We start from the raw sequence: 796 nt of genomic DNA, 5'->3' as shown, positions 1-796 counted from the left end.
TAGGTGGTTTCGCCGATGGTGAAGTTGAGCACACTGACCGGGCCATCAACGCTCGAGGTACCGGTAAGCACGCTGCCGCTGACTGGGGCGTCTTCGCTGGTGGTCACGGTTTCGCTGATATCGGTGAAGCTGTCATCGACTGGGGTGACGCTGATGTTCAGGGTCGAGGTGACGTCAGAACCGGAGCCGTCGGTGACGGTGTAGCTGACCGTTGGCACGCTGCCGTTGTAGTTGGCCGCCGGAGTAAAGGTGTAGGCGCCATTGGCGGCAAGCACCAGGGTGCCAACGTTGGTGATGGTCGCGGTGTCACCGGCCTGGTACTGAGTACCGCCGACCGTGAAATTAACTACGCTGACCGGGCCATCAACGCTCGACGTACCGGTAAGAACGCTGCCGGTCACCGGGGCGTCTTCGGAGGTGTTCACGGTTTCGCTGACGTCGGTGAAGCTGTCATCGACCGGGGTGACGTTGATGTTCAGGGTCGAGGTGACATCGCTGCCCGAACCGTCGGTGACGGTGTAGCTGACCGTCGGCACGCTGCCGTTGTAGTTGGCGGCCGGGGTGAAGGTGTAGGCGCCATTGGCGGCAAGCACCAGGGTGCCGACGTTGGCGATAGTCGCGGTGCTGCCGGCCGCGTAAGTGGTCGCACCGATGGTGAAGTTAACCACGCTGACATCGCCGTCGACGCTGCTGGTGCCGGTGAGGACGCTGCCGGTCACCGGAGCGTCTTCGGAAGTGGTCACGGTTTCGCTGACATCGGTGAAGCTGTCATCCACCGGGGTGACGTTGATGTTCA

1 protein-coding gene is annotated in these 796 nt (G+C 62.3%); it reads right to left on the bottom strand.

The window, feature by feature from the left end:
• A partial coding sequence (locus WLY71_RS30625; RefSeq protein ID WP_347806569.1) for a cadherin-like domain-containing protein occupies positions 1-796 on the bottom strand: 796 nt, incomplete at both ends.

Origin of the sequence: Pseudomonas rossensis (assembly GCF_039888995.1) — a bacterium.
Classification (GTDB): Bacteria; Pseudomonadota; Gammaproteobacteria; order Pseudomonadales; family Pseudomonadaceae; genus Aquipseudomonas; species Aquipseudomonas rossensis.
Note: the sequence above shows the minus strand (reverse complement) of the source record. Positions and strands in the feature narration are given on the sequence as shown.